General features: G+C 61.0%; 14 protein-coding genes. 8 read left to right on the forward strand and 6 right to left on the reverse strand.

The genetic code is table 11. The features are described from left to right. Positions 1-296 precede the first annotated feature (296 nt). The gene (locus J2W17_RS01300) at positions 297-1,709 is read left to right on the forward strand and encodes an amino acid permease (RefSeq protein WP_307327993.1); all 1,413 of its coding nucleotides are present in this window, start codon (positions 297-299) and stop codon (positions 1,707-1,709) included. Positions 1,710-1,952: 243 nt separating this feature from the next. Next, on the forward strand, positions 1,953-2,366 hold the full coding sequence (gene arfB, locus J2W17_RS01305; protein WP_307327996.1) for an alternative ribosome rescue aminoacyl-tRNA hydrolase ArfB: 414 nt from the start codon (positions 1,953-1,955) through the stop codon (positions 2,364-2,366). Here arfB and J2W17_RS01310 read toward each other — a convergent pair. From J2W17_RS01310 to phhA, 6 genes are all read right to left on the reverse strand, one after another. Continuing rightward, positions 2,363-3,577, reverse strand: a complete 1,215-nt coding sequence (locus J2W17_RS01310; protein ID WP_307327999.1) for an MFS transporter — start codon at positions 3,575-3,577, stop codon at positions 2,363-2,365. The two genes, arfB and J2W17_RS01310, sit on opposite strands and share 4 nt — an antisense overlap. Before the next feature lie 101 nt (positions 3,578-3,678). Continuing rightward, entirely contained in the window at positions 3,679-3,864 is a 186-nt protein-coding gene (locus J2W17_RS01315) for a hypothetical protein (RefSeq protein WP_307328003.1), read from the reverse strand. 77 nt (positions 3,865-3,941) lie between these two features. Continuing rightward, positions 3,942-4,073 (reverse strand): hypothetical protein, encoded by a 132-nt coding sequence (locus J2W17_RS01320; protein ID WP_307328006.1) that lies wholly within the window; start codon positions 4,071-4,073, stop codon positions 3,942-3,944. A 335-nt stretch (positions 4,074-4,408) separates the two neighbouring features. Next, complete coding sequence (locus tag J2W17_RS01325) at positions 4,409-5,602, reverse strand: amino acid aminotransferase (protein ID WP_307328009.1); 1,194 nt, start codon at positions 5,600-5,602, stop codon at positions 4,409-4,411. Next, positions 5,602-5,958: a 4a-hydroxytetrahydrobiopterin dehydratase gene (locus J2W17_RS01330; RefSeq protein ID WP_060541364.1), complete on the reverse strand. Its 357-nt coding sequence runs from the start codon at positions 5,956-5,958 to the stop codon at positions 5,602-5,604. The genes J2W17_RS01325 and J2W17_RS01330 overlap by 1 nt, the downstream gene beginning before the upstream one ends. 117 nt (positions 5,959-6,075) lie before the next feature. Further along, a complete protein-coding gene (gene phhA, locus J2W17_RS01335; protein ID WP_307328014.1) occupies positions 6,076-6,861 on the reverse strand; it encodes a phenylalanine 4-monooxygenase in 786 nt (261 codons plus the stop codon). A gap of 312 nt (positions 6,862-7,173) precedes the next feature. Between phhA and J2W17_RS01340 the strand changes: the two genes are divergently transcribed. The 6 genes from J2W17_RS01340 (at position 7,174) to flgJ (ending at position 13,819) form a co-directional block, all read left to right on the forward strand. After that, positions 7,174-8,733, forward strand: coding sequence for a sigma-54-dependent transcriptional regulator (locus J2W17_RS01340; protein WP_307328017.1), 1,560 nt, complete (start codon positions 7,174-7,176; stop codon positions 8,731-8,733). A 328-nt stretch (positions 8,734-9,061) separates the two neighbouring features. Further along, positions 9,062-9,799, forward strand: a complete 738-nt coding sequence (locus tag J2W17_RS01345; RefSeq protein WP_064679129.1) for a flagellar basal body rod protein FlgF — start codon at positions 9,062-9,064, stop codon at positions 9,797-9,799. Positions 9,800-9,847: 48 nt separating this feature from the next. Beyond that, complete coding sequence (gene flgG, locus J2W17_RS01350) at positions 9,848-10,633, forward strand: flagellar basal-body rod protein FlgG (RefSeq protein ID WP_128871735.1); 786 nt, start codon at positions 9,848-9,850, stop codon at positions 10,631-10,633. Positions 10,634-10,685: 52 nt separating this feature from the next. Next, on the forward strand, positions 10,686-11,381 hold the full coding sequence (flgH, locus tag J2W17_RS01355) for a flagellar basal body L-ring protein FlgH (RefSeq protein WP_307328029.1): 696 nt from the start codon (positions 10,686-10,688) through the stop codon (positions 11,379-11,381). A gap of 42 nt (positions 11,382-11,423) precedes the next feature. After that, positions 11,424-12,497, forward strand: coding sequence for a flagellar basal body P-ring protein FlgI (locus J2W17_RS01360; protein WP_307329438.1), 1,074 nt, complete (start codon positions 11,424-11,426; stop codon positions 12,495-12,497). Positions 12,498-12,508: 11 nt separating this feature from the next. Then, the gene (gene flgJ, locus J2W17_RS01365) at positions 12,509-13,819 is read left to right on the forward strand and encodes a flagellar assembly peptidoglycan hydrolase FlgJ (protein WP_307328030.1); all 1,311 of its coding nucleotides are present in this window, start codon (positions 12,509-12,511) and stop codon (positions 13,817-13,819) included. Positions 13,820-13,827 lie beyond the last annotated feature (8 nt).

Genomic DNA, 13,827 nt, shown 5'->3' on the forward strand with positions numbered 1-13,827 from the left:
GTTGATCCAACGGTGTCTGGCAGCAGGGGGTTACAGGTGTACAATGCGCCGCGTTTTAACTGTGACCTCCTGCGCATCTGCGCAAACCTCAAGGTTATCCGCCTTGTTCACTCCGCCACGTCACGAGCGTGTCGGGTCCGATTTCGTCACAGATAAAAACAAACAGGTGACGCATGACCGTTGTAAATACGCTGGACTCCCGGTGCCTGCGCTGGGGTTTGATCGGCGCTGCTTGAAGCCGTAACCGAGCAGCAACGTCTAACGAACATCATCAAACCTTGCGTGAGACCCTTTTCATGAGTGGACAAAACTCGCATTCAGGCGAGCTGAAGCGCGGCCTGAAAAATCGCCATATTCAACTGATCGCCCTCGGTGGCGCGATCGGTACCGGGCTGTTCCTCGGCTCGGCCGGTGTCCTGAAATCCGCTGGCCCGTCGATGATCCTCGGCTATGCCATCTGCGGCTTCATTGCTTTCATGATCATGCGCCAGCTCGGCGAAATGATTGTCGAAGAGCCGGTGGCCGGTTCCTTCAGCCACTTCGCGCACAAGTACTGGGGCGGTTTCGCTGGTTTCCTGTCGGGCTGGAACTGCTGGATCCTGTACATCCTGGTGGGCATGTCGGAGCTGACGGCGGTCGGCAAATACATCCATTACTGGGCACCGGACATCCCGACCTGGGTGTCGGCCGCAGGCTTCTTCGTCCTGATCAACCTGATCAACCTGGCCAACGTCAAAGTGTTCGGCGAGGCCGAGTTCTGGTTCGCGATCATCAAGGTCGTGGCCATCGTCGGCATGATTGCCCTGGGTAGTTACTTGCTGGTCAGCGGCAACGGTGGTCCGCAAGCGTCGGTGACCAATCTGTGGTCCCACGGCGGCTTCTTCCCGAACGGTGTAAGCGGTCTGGTCATGGCCATGGCGATCATCATGTTCTCTTTCGGCGGTCTGGAAATGCTCGGTTTCACCGCAGCAGAAGCTGACAAGCCGAGAACCGTGATCCCCAAGGCCATCAACCAGGTCATCTACCGTATCCTGATTTTCTACATCGGTGCCCTGGTCATCCTGCTGTCGCTGACCCCATGGGACAGCCTGCTGGCTACGCTGAACGCCTCTGGCGATTCCTATAGCGGCAGCCCGTTCGTGCAAGTGTTCTCGATGCTCGGTAGCGACACCGCCGCGCACATCCTCAACTTCGTGGTCCTGACCGCGGCGTTGTCGGTGTACAACAGCGGCACCTACTGCAACAGCCGCATGCTGCTGGGCATGGCCGAGCAGGGCGATGCGCCCAAAGCCCTGGCGAAGATCGACAAGCGTGGTGTTCCAGTGCGTTCGATCCTTGCATCGGCAGCGGTGACGCTGATCGCCGTGCTACTGAACTACCTGATCCCCCATAGCGCCCTTGAGCTGTTGATGTCGCTGGTGGTAGCGACCCTGGTGATCAACTGGGCAATGATCAGTTTCTCGCACTTCAAGTTCCGCCAGCACATGGACAAAACCAGACAGACGCCGTTGTTCAAGGCGCTGTGGTACCCGTACGGCAACTACGTGTGCCTGGCGTTCGTGGTGTTCATCCTCGGCGTGATGCTGTTGATCCCGGGGATCCAGATCTCGGTGTACGCGATTCCGGTGTGGGTGGCATTCATGTGGATCTGCTACGGCATCAAGAACAAGCGCAGTGCGCAGCATGCGTTGCAGGCTGCAGTGAAGTAACGCAGCACGCAGAAACAACAAACCTGGCCATGTGCCGGGTTTGTCGTTTTCAGGCCTTCCACAAATCCCCCTGTGGGAGCGAGCCTGCTCGCGAATGCGATTTAACATTCAATAGAGAAGTTGACTGATCCACCGCCTTCGCGAGCAGGCTCGCTCCCACAGTGGAGCTCCCACAATGGATCTTCGGCGTGCCGGGGATCCGATTCGCGGTATCCTGAGGGCCCTGAACCCGGACCTTTTTCCATGCTGGTGATTTCCAACAACGTGCATCTGCCGGATGCCGAGATCGAATTGACCGCCATCCGTGCCCAGGGGGCGGGTGGGCAGAACGTCAACAAAGTCTCCAGCGCGGTGCACCTGCGCTTCGACATTCCGGCCTCGTCCTTGCCCGAGTTCTACAAGGAGCGGCTGCTGGCGCTGCGGGACAGCCGGATCACCAGCGAAGGCGTGTTGATCATCAAGGCCCAGCAATACCGCACGCAAGAAGCCAATCGCGCCGATGCGCTGGAACGCCTGACCGAGTTGATCCTCAGCGCCACCAAGGTCGAAAAGAAGCGCCGTCCGACCAAGCCGACCCTCGGTTCGAAAAAGCGTCGGCTGGAATCCAAGAACAAGCGCGGCAGCATCAAGGCCGGGCGGGGTAAGGTCGACTTCTAGGGCGTGTCCCGCTGTTCGCGATGCTTCTCATTAAAGTGCTTTGGCGCCTGCCGGTACAAGTAAACGCTCAGTGCCAGGCCGCTCAGGGCGGCGAGGGCGGCGAACAGGAAGATCGAGGCAAAACCGAATCCTGCCGCAATCGCACCGGCCAGCGGTCCGGTAATCCCCAGCGACAAATCGATGAATAACGAATAAGCCCCGACCGCCGCGCCACGACTGGAGGCCGGCACCAGGTTGACCGCTTCCACGCCCAGCGCCGGGAACACCAGCGAGAAGCCGAAACCGCTCAATGCCGCGCCGGCCAGGGCCCAATGGGCATCCGGCGCCAGCCACAGCAACAACAAGCCCAGGGTTTCCACCGACAGGCAGGCAATGGCCACGCGAAAGCCGCCAAGGCGGTTGATCAGGTTGCCGAACAGCAAGCGGGCACCGATGAAGCTGGCGCCGAACAGGCTCAGGCACAGCACCGCGTTATCCCAGTGTTGCGTGGCGTAGTACAGGGTGATGAAGGTTGCAATTGTGCCGAAGCCGATGGAGCCCAATGCCAGTCCACAGCCATGGGGCAGCACGCGCCCCAGCACATGCATGAACGGCAGCCGTTCGCCGGCCACGATCGGCGCTGCGGTTTTTGGCCAGGCCAGTACCAGTCCAAGGACAGCCAGCAGCACAATGCTCACGCCCATGCTCCACAAACCCAGTTGACTGACCAGCAGCACCCCCAGCGGAGCGCCGACCGCCAGCGCGCCATAACTGGCGATGCCGTTCCAGGAGATCACCTTGGCGGTATTCGCCGCGCCGACCCGGCCGATGCCCCAGCCGATCGAGCCTGAACCGACCAGGCTTTCCGCGCTGCCAAGGACCAGTCGGCCGACCAGCAGGCTGATCAGGCTCAGGGTCGGCAGGCTCTGGGTCCAGGCCGAAATCAGCATGAACACACCACTCAAGCCGCAACCGGCGAGGCCGTACATCACCGCGAGCTTGCTGCCTTTGTTATCGATGATCTTCCCTGCATAGGGCCGGCTGAGCAGGGTGGCCAGGTATTGCACGCTGATCACCAGGCCGGCGATCACCGCGCCGAAACCCAGGTCGCTGTGGACGTAGCCCGGCAATACGGCCAGGGGAATGCCGATGTTCAGGTAGCCGATGAAGGTAAACAGGACGATGGAAACGACTTGCAGCGTGACCGCCAGGGGGCGCTGGTTTTCAGGCATGGGGTAAAGGTCCACGGGGCAGCAGGATAGGTAGGCTGCTTATGATAGCGGCGCGAGCAGTCGCAGGTCGTGGAAAAAGTAAAACTATTTGCCGCGCAGGGTTATTCAGGGGTATGCGGAGCAACCAGTTGGGTCGTGACCAGGGCGGCCAGGGCGTTTTCCTCGCTGCCGAAACGGGCGAGCAACGTGGCTTGTTTCTCCGGGGACAGGCGATTCCAGATCTCGATCATCTTCTCGGCGGTGCCGATCAGGACGCTGGCCTGGCTCTCGTTGAATTCATTGGTCATGGGACGGTGCTCTGGGGTTCAGGCGGTGTGGAAAGCGCATGTTAGCGCTTTCCACACGGTCTGGCATTGCAGGTGTATCAGTCTTCGCTGTCGGCCTGGCGGCGTTCAGATGCTTCTTTCGGCTCGGGCTGTTGGGCACCGGCTTGTTGCGTGGTCGTCTGCTCAGTTTCGTGCAGGCTTGGGAAGGGGAGATTAGGAATCTCGTGCATATCGCGCTCCTCGCAAAGTCTGTTGATAGATCTGGGTAGATCCGCGCTTTTAAAAAGCCTGGGAAGGATACAGCAGTAGAAAAGACAAATAGACTTTTATATCCATTTGTTTCGACGGATGGGGTTGTATAGACAGGCCTGTTGTAATTGCGCAGGCCCTCTGCAGGAGCCGGCTTGCGGGCGAAGACGGTGTATCAGGCAATAAAAAGTTGGCTTACACCCCACCCCTTTAGGAGCTGGCTTGCCAGCGAAGGCAGTGTGTCAGTCGATACATATATGGGCTGATACACCGTCTTCGCTGGCAAGCCAGCTCCTACAGGGGATTTGCGGTGGTTTTATTTGCAGACTTCGGCAATTGCCTCGGCCAGCAGATCCAGGCGCGTCGCATCGATCCCCGCCACGTTCGCCCGACCAGTGCCAACCATGTACACACTGTGCTGATCACGCAGTTCTTTAACCTGCTCCGGCGTCAAACCGGTGTAGGAGAACATTCCGCGCTGCACGCCGATATGCGCAAAGCGCTCGCGCAACCCGTGCGGCTCAAGGGCTTCCACCAGGCCGCTGCGCAGTTGGGCGATCCGCAAGCGCATCGTTTCCACTTCATCGGCCCAGAGACTTTTCAGCTGTGGATCGCCGAGGATGGTCGCCACGACAGCAGCGCCGTGATCCGGTGGTGTCGACCACAGGTTGCGGGCGATGTTGGCCAGTTGACTGCGGATATCCACCAGCTTGTCAGCGGTTTTCGCGCAGACAATCAATGCGCCGGTACGGTCGCGGTACAGGCCGAAGTTCTTCGAGCAGGAACTGGTGATCAACACTTCCGGCAGTTCTTCAGCGAACAGCCGGGTCGACCAGGCATCCTGTTCCAGGCCATCGCCGAAGCCCTGGTAGGCAAAATCAATCAATGGCAACAGGTCGCGACTGCGCACTACCTTCAACAATCGACGCCAGTCGTCATGGGACAAGTCGAAACCGGTCGGATTGTGGCAGCAGGCGTGCAGCAGGACTACATCACCCTTGGGTGCTGCTTGGAGTGCCACCAGCATGGCGTCGACGTCGAGCCGGTTGTCACTGCCCACGTAAGGGTAATGGCTGACCTTGACGCCCGCCGCGGCAAAGATGGTTTCGTGGATCGGCCAGGTCGGACTGCTCAGCCACACGCCACGGCCCGGCAGGCACTGGGCGATGAAATCTGCGCTCAAGCGCAACGCACCGGTACCGCCCGGCGTCTGCGTGACACCGGCCCGTTGATCGGCGATCAGCGCAGAGTCGGCACCCAGTACCAGCTCATTGATGACTTTGCCGAACGCCGGGTCGCCGTGGCCGCCGATGTAGGTCTTTGTGGTCTGACGATCCACCAGATGCGCCTCGGCGAGTTTAACCGCCTGGGGGATCGAGGTCAGGCCTTGGGCATCTTTATAGACGCCCACGCCGAGGTCGAATTTGCGCGGGTTGGGGTCTAGCGCATAGGCCTCCATCAGGCCGAGGATCGGGTCGCCGGGTACTCGACTTATGGCGTCGAAATGCATTATTTGCGACCCTCGGCGTCCTTGGCCACTTCGTCGGTGCGCGCGGCCATGATGAAGTCATTGCGGTGCAGACCCTTGATGGAATGGCTCCACCAGGTCACGGTGACTTTGCCCCACTCGGTCAAAAGGCCCGGGTGGTGACCTTCGGCCTCGGAGATTTCCCCGACGGCGTTGGTGAACGCCAGGGCGTGCTTGAAATTCTTGAACAGGAAAACTTTTTCCAACTGCATCACGCCGTCGCGGACTTCGATGTTCCAGTCCGGGATCTGTTTGATCAGGACCGGCAGTTCTTCGTCGCTGACTTGCGGTGCATCGGCGCGGCAGGCTTCGCAGTGGGCTTGGTTCAATGTGGACATGATGGGCTCCTGAAATCGAATTATTGGAAATCGGCCGTCAGCGGAACCGCGCGGTCTCGCCACGCTAAACCAAAGCGTTGGTTCCTGACAGGCTCACTTGATTCTAAAAGCTGCGGATCACGCGGCTTTCGGCGGAAATTTCGGGGTGTGCAAGCCTAGCTGCATACCTTGCTTGACCATGCTCATGATGTCTTCATGGGCCACATCGAACAGGCGCTTGAGATTCGGCAGGACAAAGTACAGCGGCTGCAGAATGTCGATACGATACGGCGTGCGCATGCATTCCAGCGGGTCGAATGTCTGATGCTCAGGTTCGTCCGACAGGCAGTAAACGGTTTCTTTCGGCGAGGAGAGAATGCCGCCGCCGTAGATGCGCATGCCTTGCGGCGTATCGACCAGGCCAAACTCGATGGTCATCCAGTACAGGCGCGCCAGGTACACGCGCTCTTCCTTGGTCGCCTGCAGGCCGAGTTTGCCGTAGGTGTGGGTGAATTCGGCGAACCAGGGGTTGGTCAGGAGCGGGCAGTGACCGAAAATCTCGTGGAAGATGTCCGGCTCTTGCAGGTAATCCAACTCTTCGCGGGTACGAATAAAGGTCGCTACCGGAAACTGCTTGCTGGCGAGCAATTCAAAAAACGTCTGGAAGGGGATCAGTGCAGGCACCCGGGCGACTTGCCAGCCGGTGGTTTCACCGAGGACCTTGTTGATCTCGCCCAGTTGCGGAATGCGGTCGTGGGGCAGACCGAGTTTTTCGATACCGTCCAGGTATTCCTGGCACGCACGTCCTTCGATCACTTTCAGTTGGCGAGTGATCAGCGTCTCCCACACCGCATGTTCTTCGGCGGGGTAGTCGATAAAACCTTGCGCATCGGGCTCACGAGCCACGTAGTGCGTCTGCTTCATGCCGGTCTCCTGCTAGGGGATTTCGTTCTTGTTATGTCCTGCTTTGGACTTAGAAATACCCCAATGCGTTCGGCTTTGCAGCAGGTGGTTCGCAGCGGACGCAGGAAAAAACCACGGTTTTCGTAAAGTATTCGTTACGGTTTGCCGGTTGCCACGCAAGTATTGAGATCTGCGGGTTTGAAATGGCGTTCAGGTGTCACATAATCTTGACGACTATCTGAGCGCAGCAGCAGAAAAACACGCTCAAAGGCATTGGCACATCTGTAGGTGTGCACGTGCATCAACTCAATCACCGCTTTTTCGGGCCTTTATATGCGTATCAAAGTCCACTGCCAGAACCGCATCGGCATCCTGCGCGACATTCTCAACCTGCTGGTGGAGTACGGGATCAACGTCGCCCGTGGCGAGGTCGGCGGTGAGCATGGCAATGCCATCTACCTGCATTGCCCGAACCTGATCAACATCCAGTTCCAGGCGCTACGGCCGAAATTCGAATCGATAGCCGGGGTCTTCGGGGTCAAGCGTGTAGGGCTGATGCCCAGCGAACGTCGGCACATGGAGCTCAATGCCTTGCTCGGCGCGCTGGAGTTTCCGGTGCTGTCGATCGACATGGGCGGCTCGATCGTCGCGGCCAACCGCGCGGCGGCGCAGTTGCTCGGGGTGCGCGTGGACGAGGTGCCGGGGATTCCGTTGTCGCGCTATGCCGAGGATTTCGACTTGCCGGAACTGGTGCGCGCCAACAAGTCGCGCATCAATGGGCTGCGGGTCAAGGTCAAGGGCGACGTGTTTCTCGCCGACATTGCGCCGTTGCAATCGGAGCATGACGACAGCGAAGCCATGGCCGGCGCGGTACTGACCCTGCATCGCGCGGATCGGGTGGGTGAGCGCATTTATAACGTGCGCAAGCAGGAGCTGCGCGGGTTCGACAGCATCTTCCAGAGCTCGAAAGTGATGGCCGCCGTGGTGCGCGAAGCCAGGCGCATGGCGCCGCTGGATGCGCCGTTGTTGATCGAGGGCGAAACCGGCACCGGGAAGGAGTTGTTGGCGCGCGCCTGTCACCTGGCGAGCCCGCGGGGCCAGTCACCGCTGATGGCACTCAACTGCGCCGGCCTGCCGGAATCCATGGCCGAGACCGAGCTGTTCGGGTATGGCCCCGGTGCCTTCGAAGGGGCGCGGGCCGAAGGCAAGCTCGGTCTGCTGGAGCTGACGGCGGGCGGCACGCTGTTCCTCGATGGCGTCGGGGAAATGAGCCCGCGCCTGCAGGTGAAATTGCTGCGCTTCCTGCAGGACGGTTGCTTCCGTCGTGTCGGCAGCGATGAAGAGGTTTATCTGGATGTGCGCGTGATCTGCGCGACCCAGGTCGACCTGTCCGAGCTGTGCGCTCGCGGGGAATTCCGCCAGGACCTGTACCACCGTCTGAACGTGCTGTCGTTGCACATCCCGCCCTTGCGCGAGTGTCTCGACGGGTTGACGCCGCTGGTGGAACACTTCCTCGATCAGGCCAGCCGGCAGATCGGTTGCCCGCTGCCGAAACTGGCGCCGGCGGCGATGGAGCGGCTCAGTCACTACCATTGGCCAGGCAATGTCCGGCAGCTGGAGAACGTGTTGTTCCAGGCGGTTTCGTTGTGCGAAGGCGGCACGGTCAAGGTCGAGCATATTCGATTGCCGGATTACGGGGTGCGCCAGCCCCTTGGCGACTTCTCGCTGGAAGGCGGGCTGGACGAGATTGTCGGGCGCTTCGAAAAGGCGGTGCTGGAGCGCTTGTATTCCGAGCATCCGAGCAGTCGGCAATTGGGTAAGCGGTTGGGGGTTTCGCATACCACCATTGCCAACAAGTTGCGTGAGTATGAGGTGGGCAAGACGGAGTCATAGCTGATAGCTGTTTTGCCTTGATGGCCCCTTCGCGAGCAGGCTCGCTCCCACATTTGATCGCATTTTCCCAGGAGGAACTCGGTCAAGTGTGGGAGCGAGCCTGCTCGCGAAAACGGTGGCAGCCATTGCCCAAGGTCAAGTCTTGCCGCCCACCGGCATGACACCGCCGGTTTTTCGACTTCGACACAATCCCCAATTCCCTCCTGAAACCCCTCAAGTCCCTTGTTTCCCGGCCCCCACACCGCCAGAAGAAAGTTGGTCTGCAAATTGCTTATCGCTCAGCAGTACAGCACTGGGCGGCAAACGTCCGGCAGGTAGAGGAAAGAGTGTGGATAAGTACCTTTATGTGGCAATGACCGGCGCCAGCCAGAATGCGCTGGCGCAAAAGGCTCATGCGAACAACCTGGCGAACATCTCCACCAACGGCTTCCAGAAAGACCTGGAGCAGGCGCGTTCGATGCCGGTGTTCGGTGACGGCTTTCCGGCGCGTGCGTTTGCCCTGTCCGAGCGTCCGGCCACCGACTTTTCTCCTGGCGCGCTGGTAGAGACCGGCCGCGACCTCGATGTCGCAGTGCAAGGCAACGGCTGGATTGCAGTGCAGAACCCCGACGGCGGCGAAAGCTACGTGCGCACCGGCAGCCTGAACGTCGACGCCCTCGGCGTGCTGCGGGCCGGCAACGGCATGCCGGTGCTGGGCAATGGCGGACCGATTGCCGTGCCGCCCGAGCAGCAGATCGAAGTCGGCGAGGACGGCACCATCAGCATCCGGGCGATGGGCGAGGGCCCGCGGGTGATGGCGCAAGTAGACCGCATCAAGCTGGTCAACCCGGACTTCAAGAACATGACCAAAGGCCTGGACGGTTCGATCCATACCAAGGACGGCCAGCCGGCGCAGGCCGATGCCAACGTCAAGCTGGTGTCCGGCTTCCTCGAGTCGAGCAACGTCAATGCCGTGGAAGAGATGACCTCGGTGCTGGCCCTGGCCAAGCAGTTCGAGCTGCACGTCAAGATGATGAACAGCGCCAAAGAAGACGACCAGGCCATGGCTCGGGTCTTGCAGATCTAATAATCATCAGAACGTCGCGCCGTTAAACAGGCGCACGAGGAGAATCGAATGCTTCCGGCTCTTTGGGTTGCCAAAACAGGTCTGTCCGCCCAGGACACCAACCTGACGACCATTTCCAACAACCTGGCCAACGTCTCGACCACGGGTTTCAAACGCGACCGCGCCGAGTTCCAGGACTTGCTCTACCAGATCAAGCGCCAACCAGGCGCCCAGTCGACCCAGGACAGCGAACTGCCGTCGGGTCTGCAAGTGGGCACCGGTGTGCGCATCGTCGGCACCCAGAAAAACTTCACCGCCGGCAGCCTGCAGACCACCGAGCAACCCTTGGACATGGCCATCGACGGCCGCGGTTTTTTCCAGATCCTGCAACCGGACGGCACCACCTCCTACACCCGTGACGGCACCTTCCACCTCGATTCCAACGGCCAGATCGTCAATGCCAGCGGCTTCGCCCTGGAACCGGCGATTGTCATCCCCAACGACGCGCAGACCTTCACGGTCGGTCGCGACGGCACCGTGTCCATCACCGTGGCCGGCAACCCGGCCGCCCAGGTGATCGGCAACCTGCAAACCGCCGACTTCATCAACCCGGCCGGCCTGCAGGCCGTGGGCAACAACCTGTTTCTGGAAACCGCCGCCAGCGGCGCGCCGCAAGTCGGCACCCCGGGCCTGGCCGGTTTCGGCACCACGCTGCAGAACACCCTGGAAACCTCCAACGTCAGCACCGTTGAGGAGATGGTCAACATGATCACCACCCAGCGCGCCTACGAGATGAACTCCAAGGTGATTTCCACCGCCGACCAGATGCTCTCGTTCGTCACGCAGAATCTGTAATCAAGTCCATGGGGCGGCCACGAGGTCGCCGGCAACACCGTGAGGTAGGGTCATGAATCGCTTTGTATCTGTCCTGGCACTGAGTGGGATCACCGCGCTCGCGGGCTGTGTCTCCCCGCCGCCCAAGCCCAATGACCCTTACTACGCCCCGGTGCTGCCGCGCACGCCCCTGCCGGCTGCGGCCAATAACGGCTCGATCTACCAGGCCGGTTTCGAACAGAACCTGTATAGCGACCGCAAGGCGTTCCGGGTCGGTGACATCATCACCATCACCCTGAACGAGCGCACCCAGGCCAGCAAGAACGCCAATTCGCAAACCGCCAAGAACAGCAAGACCGGCATCGGCCTGAGCTCGTTTTTCGGCGGTGGCCTGAGCACCAGCGATCCGGTGGGCAGTGGCAACCTGAGCCTGGACGTCGGTTACGCCGGCGACCGTGCGACCAAGGGCGACAGCAAATCCGGCCAGAGCAACAGCCTGACCGGTTCGATCACGGTGACCGTCGCCGACGTCTTGCCCAACGGCATCATCGCCGTGCGCGGCGAAAAGTGGCTGACCCTCAATACCGGTGACGAACTGGTGCGGATTGCCGGCCTGGTGCGTGCCGATGACATCTCCACCGACAACACCGTGTCCTCGACCCGGGTTGCCGACGCGCGCATCACCTATTCGGGCACCGGTGCCTTCGCCGATGCGAGTCAGCCTGGCTGGTTCGACCGTTTCTTCCTCAGCCCGCTGTTCCCTTTCTAGGTGGTCACGTTGAATTTGAGAAGTCTCATCGTCGCTGCGTTGATGGTGTGTGCAGCGTCCAGCGTCCAGGCCGAGCGGCTGAAAGATATCGCCAGCATTTCCGGGGTGCGCACCAACCAATTGATCGGCTACGGCCTGGTGGTCGGGCTCAACGGCACCGGTGACCAGACGACCCAGACTCCGTTCACCCTGCAGACCTTCAACAACATGCTCTCGCAGTTCGGCATCAAGGTGCCGCCGGGTTCGGGCAACGTGCAGTTGAAAAACGTCGCCGCGGTATCGATCAGTGCCGACTTGCCGGCGTTCGCCAAGCCGGGTCAGCAGATCGACATCACCGTGTCCTCCATTGGCAACTCCAAGAGCCTGCGCGGCGGCACCTTGCTGCTGACCCCGCTCAAGGGGATCGACGGCAACGTCTACGCCATCGCCCAGGGCAACCTGGTGGTCGGCGGCTTCGATGCCGAAGGTCGCGACGGTTCCAAGATCACCGTCAATGTGCCCTCTGCGGGACGTATCCCCGGAGGTGCATCGGTCGAGCGTTCGGTGCCGAGCGGTTTCAACCAGGGCAACAGCCTGACCCTGAACCTCAACCGTTCGGACTTCACCACCGCCAAGCGCATCGTCGACAAGATCAACGACCTGCTCGGCCCCGGTGTCGCCCAGGCCATCGACGGTGGCTCGATTCGCGTCAGCGCGCCCCTGGACCCGAGCCAGCGCGTCGACTACCTGTCGATCCTTGAAAATCTCGAAGTCGATCCGGGCCAGGCGGTGGCGAAAGTCATCATCAACTCCCGCACCGGCACCATCGTGATCGGCCAGAATGTCAAGGTATCCCCGGCCGCCGTGACCCACGGCAGCCTGACCGTGACCATCACCGAAGACCCGATCGTCAGCCAGCCAGGCCCACTGTCCAACGGGCAGACGGCGGTCGTGCCGCGCTCGCGGGTCAACGCCCAACAGGAAGCCAAGCCGATGTTCAAGTTCGGCCCGGGCACCACCCTCGACGAAATCGTCCGGGCGGTGAACCAGGTCGGCGCCGCGCCAGGTGACTTGATGGCCATCCTCGAAGCGCTGAAACAGGCCGGCGCCTTGCAAGCCGACCTGATCGTGATCTGAGGATGACGAGCATGGACATGCGCAAGGGGCTGGGGGTCAGCAGCAGCGACTCGGGTTCCTATTCAGACCTCAATCGCCTGAACCAGCTCAAGGTCGGCGACAAGAACAGCGACGGCAACCTGCGCAAGGTCGCGCAGGAATTCGAGTCGCTGTTCCTCGGTGAAATGCTCAAGTCCATGCGCTCGGCCACCGACGCACTGGGCCAGGACAACCCGCTCAACACCCCGGCGGCCAAGCAGTACCAGGAAATGTACGACCAGCAGCTCGCCGTATCCATGTCCCGCGAAGGCGGCGGCATCGGCCTGGCGGACGTGTTGATGCGTCAGATGGCGAAGAACAAACCCCTGGCGCCGGGCGAAGCCGCTGCCGCGTCCGCCGCCCAGCAGGCTGCCGCCAAAGCCGCGGTGGAAACACCGATTGGCGCTGGTACTGTCGCCACCCAAGGGCCGTTGTCGCGTCTCAATGGCGAGCGACCGTTGTGGGCGTCGCGCTCGGTAAAGTCGGCGGCGAATGCGGGCGAGGGCGCGCATCACAACGACATGGCCCTGATCAATCAGCGGCGCCTGGCCCTGCCACCGAAACTGGCCGACCGCTTGCTCGCCGGGCTGGTGCCATCGGCATCGACCAAGACATCGACCACGATGCCGTCCGCCACCACCGCGCTGAACAATTCGCAGGTGCCGCCGAGCACCAGGACCGGGGCCGGCCCCTTGTACAACGGCGATTGGCTGACGGCACAAACCGATACCAGCGCCACTGGGCGCCTGCAGATCCAGGGTCGTGCCATGGCACAAATCCCCCTGGCACCGGCAAAAAAGGCCTTCAGCTCCGCCGACGAATTCGTCAACACCATGCTGCCGATGGCCAAGGAAGCCGCCGACCGCATCGGCGTCGATCCCCGCTACCTGGTGGCCCAGGCCGCCCTGGAAACCGGTTGGGGCAAATCGGTCATGCGCGCCCAGGACGGCAGCAGCAGCCACAACCTGTTCGGCATCAAGGCCGGCAGCAGCTGGCAGGGCGATTCGGCGCGGGCGATCACCAGCGAATTCAGAAATGGCGCCATGGTCAAGGAGACGGCGCAGTTCCGTTCCTACGCTTCGTACAAAGACAGCTTCCATGACCTTGTGACCTTGCTGCAATCGAACAATCGTTATCAAGACGTCGTGAAATCCGCCGATAACCCGGAACAATTTGTGCGCGAGTTGCAGAAGGCCGGTTACGCCACCGACCCGGACTACGCCAGCAAGATTTCGCAGATAGCCAGGCAGATGACCAGTTACCAGAACTACGCTGCGGCGGGTGTTTCCACCACGCCTATATAGGCATAAGG

The organism is Pseudomonas lini (genome assembly GCF_030812475.1).
Taxonomy (GTDB): Bacteria; Pseudomonadota; Gammaproteobacteria; order Pseudomonadales; family Pseudomonadaceae; genus Aquipseudomonas; species Aquipseudomonas lini_A.

Excerpts from the sequence above, each read along its gene's own strand:
- J2W17_RS01300 (WP_307327993.1), top strand. The coding sequence starts at position 297 with ATGAGTGGACAAAACTCGCATTCAGGCGAGCTGAAGCGCGGCCTGAAA.
- arfB (WP_307327996.1), top strand. The coding sequence starts at position 1,953 with ATGCTGGTGATTTCCAACAACGTGCATCTGCCGGATGCCGAGATCGAA.
- J2W17_RS01310 (WP_307327999.1), bottom strand. The coding sequence starts at position 3,577 with ATGCCTGAAAACCAGCGCCCCCTGGCGGTCACGCTGCAAGTCGTTTCC.
- J2W17_RS01315 (WP_307328003.1), bottom strand. The coding sequence starts at position 3,864 with ATGACCAATGAATTCAACGAGAGCCAGGCCAGCGTCCTGATCGGCACC.
- J2W17_RS01320 (WP_307328006.1), bottom strand. The coding sequence starts at position 4,073 with ATGCACGAGATTCCTAATCTCCCCTTCCCAAGCCTGCACGAAACTGAG.
- J2W17_RS01325 (WP_307328009.1), bottom strand. The coding sequence starts at position 5,602 with ATGCATTTCGACGCCATAAGTCGAGTACCCGGCGACCCGATCCTCGGC.
- J2W17_RS01330 (WP_060541364.1), bottom strand. The coding sequence starts at position 5,958 with ATGTCCACATTGAACCAAGCCCACTGCGAAGCCTGCCGCGCCGATGCA.
- phhA (WP_307328014.1), bottom strand. The coding sequence starts at position 6,861 with ATGAAGCAGACGCACTACGTGGCTCGTGAGCCCGATGCGCAAGGTTTT.
- J2W17_RS01340 (WP_307328017.1), top strand. The coding sequence starts at position 7,174 with ATGCGTATCAAAGTCCACTGCCAGAACCGCATCGGCATCCTGCGCGAC.
- flgG (WP_128871735.1), top strand. The coding sequence starts at position 9,848 with ATGCTTCCGGCTCTTTGGGTTGCCAAAACAGGTCTGTCCGCCCAGGAC.
- flgH (WP_307328029.1), top strand. The coding sequence starts at position 10,686 with ATGAATCGCTTTGTATCTGTCCTGGCACTGAGTGGGATCACCGCGCTC.
- J2W17_RS01360 (WP_307329438.1), top strand. The coding sequence starts at position 11,424 with ATGGTGTGTGCAGCGTCCAGCGTCCAGGCCGAGCGGCTGAAAGATATC.
- flgJ (WP_307328030.1), top strand. The coding sequence starts at position 12,509 with ATGGACATGCGCAAGGGGCTGGGGGTCAGCAGCAGCGACTCGGGTTCC.